The organism is Arthrobacter sp. H5 (assembly GCF_000520595.1).
Classification (GTDB): Bacteria; Actinomycetota; Actinomycetes; order Actinomycetales; family Micrococcaceae; genus Arthrobacter_D.
Window position 1 is genome coordinate 67,066 of the sequence record NZ_KI914987.1, and the last position, 6,338, is coordinate 73,403.

Annotated in this window: 8 protein-coding genes and 1 pseudogene; 8 read left to right on the top strand and 1 reads right to left on the bottom strand. The window is 63.5% G+C overall.

What is annotated here, in order from left to right:
• Window positions 1-105 precede the first annotated feature (105 nt).
• Window positions 106-819, bottom strand: coding sequence for a transcriptional repressor LexA (gene lexA, locus Y708_RS0107280; protein ID WP_028279412.1), 714 nt, complete (start codon window positions 817-819; stop codon window positions 106-108).
• Window positions 820-1,154: 335 nt separating this feature from the next.
• Here lexA and Y708_RS0107285 point away from each other — a divergent pair, with 335 nt between their 5' ends.
• The 8 genes and pseudogenes from Y708_RS0107285 to Y708_RS0107320 all read left to right on the top strand — a co-directional run.
• Window positions 1,155-1,526 carry a LysM peptidoglycan-binding domain-containing protein gene (locus tag Y708_RS0107285; RefSeq protein WP_081746564.1) on the top strand — a complete coding sequence of 124 codons (372 nt, stop codon included), beginning with the start codon at window positions 1,155-1,157 and terminating at the stop codon, window positions 1,524-1,526.
• 86 nt (window positions 1,527-1,612) lie between these two features.
• On the top strand, window positions 1,613-2,722 hold the full coding sequence (locus tag Y708_RS0107290; protein WP_028279414.1) for a histidinol-phosphate transaminase: 1,110 nt from the start codon (window positions 1,613-1,615) through the stop codon (window positions 2,720-2,722).
• A 68-nt stretch (window positions 2,723-2,790) separates the two neighbouring features.
• Window positions 2,791-3,408 carry an imidazoleglycerol-phosphate dehydratase HisB gene (gene hisB / locus Y708_RS0107295; RefSeq protein ID WP_028279415.1) on the top strand — a complete coding sequence of 206 codons (618 nt, stop codon included), beginning with the start codon at window positions 2,791-2,793 and terminating at the stop codon, window positions 3,406-3,408.
• Window positions 3,405-4,046, top strand: a complete 642-nt coding sequence (gene hisH / locus Y708_RS0107300) for an imidazole glycerol phosphate synthase subunit HisH (protein WP_028279416.1) — start codon at window positions 3,405-3,407, stop codon at window positions 4,044-4,046. The genes hisB and hisH overlap by 4 nt, the downstream gene beginning before the upstream one ends.
• A 3-nt stretch (window positions 4,047-4,049) precedes the next feature.
• Complete coding sequence (locus Y708_RS30155; protein ID WP_164468588.1) at window positions 4,050-4,202, top strand: hypothetical protein; 153 nt, start codon at window positions 4,050-4,052, stop codon at window positions 4,200-4,202.
• A gap of 39 nt (window positions 4,203-4,241) precedes the next feature.
• The gene (gene priA / locus Y708_RS0107310) at window positions 4,242-4,994 is read left to right on the top strand and encodes a bifunctional 1-(5-phosphoribosyl)-5-((5-phosphoribosylamino)methylideneamino)imidazole-4-carboxamide isomerase/phosphoribosylanthranilate isomerase PriA (RefSeq protein ID WP_028279417.1); all 753 of its coding nucleotides are present in this window, start codon (window positions 4,242-4,244) and stop codon (window positions 4,992-4,994) included.
• A gap of 17 nt (window positions 4,995-5,011) precedes the next feature.
• Window positions 5,012-5,914, top strand: coding sequence for an SseB family protein (locus tag Y708_RS0107315; RefSeq protein WP_253905729.1), 903 nt, complete (start codon window positions 5,012-5,014; stop codon window positions 5,912-5,914).
• Window positions 5,915-5,950: 36 nt separating this feature from the next.
• Window positions 5,951-6,338: pseudogene (locus tag Y708_RS0107320) on the top strand (MFS transporter); the annotation flags it as partial.

Genomic DNA, 6,338 nt, shown 5'->3' on the forward strand with positions numbered 1-6,338 from the left:
AACCATGGACCGAACCACGGCTTTGGCCATCCTGGAGCGGCTCGGAAGTTCGAAGCCCTGAATTCATGGGTGGCGTACAGGGTCAGCTGGCGCTCTGCAGCTGCCTCAGAGCGCCCTCATTACTGAGACAACCTTGCCCATGATGGTGGCATGGTCGCCGAGGATCGGTTCGTAGCGCGTGTTCTGAGGCAACAGCCAGGTGTGTCCATCCCTCTGGCGGAAGGTCTTGACCGTTGCCTCATCGTCCAGAAGGGCTGCCACGATATCGCCGTTGTCGGCGCTCTGCTGGCGCCTGACAACAACCCAGTCACCATCGCAGATCGCGGCGTCAATCATGGAGTCACCCGAAACTTTGAGCATGAACAGCTCGCCATGTCCCACAAGCTGGCGGGGCAGTGGCATCACATCCTCGATCACCTGATCAGCGAGGATTGGCCCGCCAGCGGCGATCCGGCCGACCAGGGGAACCATGGCGGCATCTACCGCTGAATCGTTTGTCGGGCCGGTATGCCGCGCATGGTCGGCGGACTCGCCGTCCGCTTCGGAGTCCCGTCCAAGCGTGAGCGGCAGGAGGATCTCCATCGCCCGGGGGCGCTTGGGGTCGCGGCGGATATAACCCAGCCTTTCGAGCTGCGACAGCTGGTGGGTCACGCTGGACAGACTGGCCAGACCCACCACGTCACCGATCTCACGCATCGACGGGGGATAACCATTTGAGGCCACACTGCGCTGAATGGTTTCCAAAATTGTCTTCTGGCGATTGGTCAGTCCTTTGGGCGTCGCCCGGCCGCGGGGCCTGCCGCGGGACGGCCTGATGATCGGTTCGACTGACTCGGTTCCATCAACAGCCGCGCTGAGCTCTGCCACGGGTATCTTCCCTTCACTCGTGTGCGGTGCGGCGGTGGCCAAGGCCCCCGCACGCCACCGCCACCTATTTTGTCAGTGGCAGGTGATGAGCTGGATTTCGAAGCAGCCGGTTCATTCACCTTCGTCCTTAACGCTAGGCGAGAGTACGCGCAGTTTCAAACATTTGTTCGAGCGTGTCTCGACAATATTCGATAGTTAGTGCTAGAAATATACAAGTGAAGACTAGAACATAGCTTCGAACCACACGGTGAAGAGCATGATCCACTCTATTTCGAGAGGTGAACAAGATGTCATCCACAGAACTGTCCACACGTGCGGCTGTGTCCCCCCGGTCAAGCGCAACGCAAAGCCCGGTCCTTCGGTTGACCCGCAGGGGCCGGGTGCTGCTGGTTGGGGTGCCGATGATGCTGCTGACCGTCTTCCTTCTCATCGCGGCTGCGTCGTTCACATCGGTGGCGCAGGCCGCAGGGGACCAGGGGCCGCTCACCAACACCCAAGAGGTCAGCGTCGCAGCGGGCGAGACCCTGTGGGCGCTTGCCGCTGAGTTTGCGCCCGATCGGGATCCCAGGGACGTTGTGGCCGACATCGTGGAAATCAACGCCCTGGAAAGTTCGGTCGTGCAGGCAGGGCAGACCCTGAGCGTTCCGGTTGCACCGTAGCCGGAACAGGCCTGGCTGACCGTAATATCGGGCGGGTCCGCTCGCCCGATTGCCGTTTGGGACCGGCCAGCGCTTAAACTCGGTGGGTGACCACACCGTTTGACCGGCTCAGCGCTTTGCCCCTCAGAGACAACCTCAGGGGCCTGCACCCCTATGGTGCACCCCAGCTCGATGTCCCCATCCTGTTGAACGTCAATGAAAACACCCACGGCGTCCCGCATGACGTTCGGCAGGCAATACTGGCAGCGGTCGAAGAGTCGGTCGGTGGTCTCAACCGCTACCCGGACCGGGAGTTTAGTCAGCTGAGGGACAACCTGGCGGACTATCTGGGGCACGGACTGGACCGTTCAAACATCTGGGCAGCGAACGGATCCAACGAGGTGCTGCAGCACATTCTTCTCGCCTTTGGGGGACCTGGACGATCCGCCCTTGGGTTTCCTCCAACGTATTCGATGTACCCGCTGCTGGCTGGCGCTACGGGCACGGCCTATGTAACAGGTGAACGGCGTGCGGACTTCAATCTGGATGCCGACTCGGCCGCCCGGCAGGTGAAGGAAACCGGTGCCAACCTCGTCTTCTTGTGCTCACCCAACAACCCAACGGGTACAGCAATTAGCACGGATGTGATCGAGGCCGTGTACAGCGCGGGCGCCGACGCACAGGCGATCATCATCGTGGACGAAGCGTACGCGGAGTTCGCGCACCAAGGAACGCCCAGCGCACTTGCCCTGCTTGAAGGACGGGAGCGGCTGATCGTGTCGCGCACCATGAGCAAAGCCTTTGCCCTGGCCGGAGCGCGGCTGGGGTATCTGGCGGCTGCGCCGGCGATCTCAGACGCCCTGCGGCTGGTCCGGTTGCCTTATCACCTGTCGGCTATCACCCAGGCAACCGCAAATGCGGCGCTGACCCACTCCGCACGGCTGTTGGCCAACGTTGAGGAAATCAAAGCGCAGAGGGACCGGATTGTCGGGGAGATCGGCTCCATGGGCCTTGTACCTGTGCCTTCGGACGCAAACTTTGTACTGTTCGGAGGACTGGCCAACCCGCACGAGGTCTGGCAGGGTCTGCTGGATGCCGGTGTACTCATCCGCGACGTAGGAATACCCGGGCATTTACGGGTGACTGCGGGGACAGAGCCCGAGACCACAATTTTCCTCGATCGGCTGCGTGAGCTTGTGACTCCCACGGTCTCCTAGACTTGATACTGATGCCAATTGCGGCGCCGGATGCCCTCCGGAGCTGTTCTTCGATCGTAAGGAATGCCATGACAACGGACATCGCCACTGCACGCACTGCGCAAGGCGAGCGGACCACCAGCGAATCCTCGGTGTTCGTCGGGGTGAACCTAGACGGAACCGGCCGCGCCGAGATCAGTACCACCGTGCCGTTTTACGATCACATGCTCACCGCTCTGGCGAAACACTCCCTGATCGACCTCACGGTGCGGGCCAGCGGCGATACACACATTGACGTCCACCACACTGTCGAAGATGTCGCCATCACGCTGGGTGAGGTCTTGAGGGAAGCGCTGGGCGACAAAGCCGGCATCAGAAGGTTTGGCGAAGCCACGGTGCCGCTCGATGAGGCACTGGCCCACGCCGTCGTCGATATTTCCGGTCGCCCCTACCTGGTGCACGGCGGTGAGCCGGCTGGCCAGGAGTATCACTTGATCGGTGGGCACTTCACCGGTTCGCTCACCCGGCACGTCTTTGAGGCGATTACCCTGCACGCGCAGATTTGCCTGCACATGAGGGTGCTTGCGGGCCGCGACCCGCACCACATCGTGGAAGCGCAGTTCAAGGCGTTCGCGCGGGCACTCAGGTCCGCCGTGGAAACCGACCCCCGCGTCGAGGGGATTCCGTCAACAAAGGGTGCGTTGTGAGCGCTGCGCCGCGGGTAACGGTTCTTGACTACGGCTCGGGTAATGTGAGATCGGCTGTCCGGGCGCTGGAGCATGTGGGTGCCGAGGTGACGCTCAGCGCGGCGCCGGAGGACGTGCTGGAAGCCGATGGGCTGGTGGTTCCCGGCGTTGGCGCATTTGCTGCGGTGATGCAGGGACTCAAGGATGTTGACGCGATTCGGATGATCGGCCGCCGGATTGCCGGAGGACGTCCGGTACTCGGTATCTGTGTTGGACTGCAGGTGCTGTTCGACGACGGCGTGGAACACGGCGTGCGCACTTCCGGCATGGGGGAGTGGCCCGGCACGGTGGAGCGGCTGCAGGCCGATGTGGTGCCCCATATGGGCTGGAACACGGTCGATGCCCCGGATGATTCAGTCCTTTTCTCGGGTATCAGTCAAGAGCGCTTCTACTTTGTTCATTCCTACGGGGTGCAGAAATGGGATTTCGATGTCACGCAGCCTGCCATGAGGCCTCCCGCCGTTACCTGGTCCAATCATGGCGGACCGTTTATCGCCGCAGTGGAGAACGGGCCGCTCTCCGCCACCCAGTTCCATCCCGAGAAGTCCGGAGACGCAGGTGCCCAATTGCTGCGCAACTGGACGGGCGGGCTGCGCTAGTTCATGTGGAGCGTTGTCCTGATGGGGCTTGCCGGGCTGTTAATCGGCGGCGCCGTATCATTCCACCACCAGAAGCTTCCGAAGTTCCTGGTGATCAGTTTCGGCGTCCTCGCCGCGATGGCGCTTGTGGCTGCCTACCTCCTCACCCTGCCGTAAACCCCTGGGCTCGCCAGAGCGCACCAATGAAGGAAATCAATGAGTCCCTTTACAGAATCCCCCAGTCTTGAACTGCTGCCAGCCGTGGATGTGGCGGACGGCCAGGCTGTTCGGCTTGTCCAAGGTGCCGCCGGCAGCGAGACAAGCTACGGCGACCCGCTGGATGCGGCACTGGCATGGCAGAACGACGGCGCCGAGTGGGTGCACCTGGTTGACCTGGATGCCGCGTTCGGCCGGGGTTCCAACCTCGAGCTGCTCAAGAAGGTTGTTCGGGAACTGGACATCAGGGTGGAGCTTTCGGGTGGTATCCGAGACGATGCCTCCCTTGAGGGCGCGCTGGAATTGGGTGCCGAGCGGGTCAACCTTGGGACTGCCGCGCTGGAGAATCCTGAATGGACCGCCAGCGCGATCGCCCGCTTCGGTGACGCCGTCGCCGTAGGACTGGATGTCCGGGGCACCACGCTGGCCGCCCGGGGATGGACCAAGGAGGGCGGCGATCTGTGGGAGGTTCTCGCCCGGCTCGATGAAGCCGGTTGCGCACGGTACGTGGTCACCGACGTCACCAAGGACGGCACCCTTCGGGGGCCGAACATCGAACTGCTGCGGGACGTGTTGAGCCGCACCGACCGGCCCGTAGTTGCGTCCGGCGGAATCTCCAGCCTCGACGACATTGCCGCATTGCGGCAGCTGGTTGCTGACGGTTTGGAAGGCGCGATCGTGGGCAAGGCGCTCTACGCCGGGGCGTTTACGCTGCCGCAGGCGCTGGATGTCGCTGGACATCCGGAGCGGTAGTGCCGCAGGAGCGGGAGTTGCCGGGGCACATCAGGGCTGCGCTGGAGGGCAACACGGCGGATTCCGCGGGCCGTCCCTGGGCCGGCCGGGACCTGGCCGGCGGCGGCAATCCGCTCCATAACTACGATCACGACGACGGCGGCGCGTCTGCCGTGTTGACCGCCGCCCTCACGGCCTTGCTGGATGGCAGCGGAGATGAAGCCGGCGTCATTGCGGCGCTGGCCAGCGTAAGGGTGTTCGTTCCGGTGGTAGCCCAACTGGCGACACCGGTCGACGAAGCCCCCGGAGACGCGGATCGGCATGCGGCGCAGCCTCCTGACGATCCGCACGGGCGTGTTGGACATCCCCAGGCACATGACGGCGTGTCCGGCGATAAGGAAGCGGACATGGCCCTCGTGACGCTGAAGGCGCCCGACGGACGCACCGCACTGCCGGTCTTCAGCTCCGCGGATCAGCTTGAGCGGTGGCACGCTGATGCCAGACCCGTGGCCGTGTATGCGCCGCGAGCCGCGCTCTCAGCCGTGTCGGACGGATCCGAACTCATGGTGCTAGATCCGGGGTCGGATTTCACCTTTGTGGTCCGCCGTCCGGCGCTTTGGGCCCTGGCACAGCAGAAGCCCTGGACGCCGTCGTACGCGGATGCAGGGCTGGCCGCCCTGGTGGCTGAGTCCATTACGGCTGACGCGCGAATTGTCCGCGTCGAAGCTGGCCCCGGCAGCGGCGTTTCAGCCCGGGCCACGGGAGGTAAAGTTGCCTCCGGTGGAGGGCCCGGTCCCGAGCTCAGTCTCGTGATCACATTGTGTGACGGGCTGACTCAGGACGAGGTCCGCGGCATCCTGGACCGTCTGCAACGGGATCTGAAGAACAACAGGGAATTTGTGGAGCGGGTGGACTCGCTCGAGGTGAGGCTCACCCGCTGACATGCGTGCGGGAATGCCCGTATGAAAGTGACAAACGTGAACTTTGAGATTTACCGGGATCTGCTGCGGGTGGTTCCGGTCCGGCGCCTGCTGCTGGTGGGCATGATTGCCCGGTTCCCGCATTCGGCGGCAGGGGTGCTGCTGACACTGCATGTGGTCCTGACGCTCGACCGCGGGTATGCCGCTGCCGGTGCGGTCGCAGCGGTGATGACCATCGGCATCGCCGTGGGCGCGCCTTGGCGGGGCAGACGGGTTGACACCGTAGGGCTCCGCCGCGCGCTGATTCCCTCAGTGATTGCTGAGGCGGTGGTGTGGTCTATTGCACCCCATCTGTCCTACGAGTGGCTTCTGGTGGCGGCATTGATCGGCGGGCTGCTGACCCTTCCCGTCTTCTCGGTGGTCCGTCAGTCCCTGGGAGTCATGG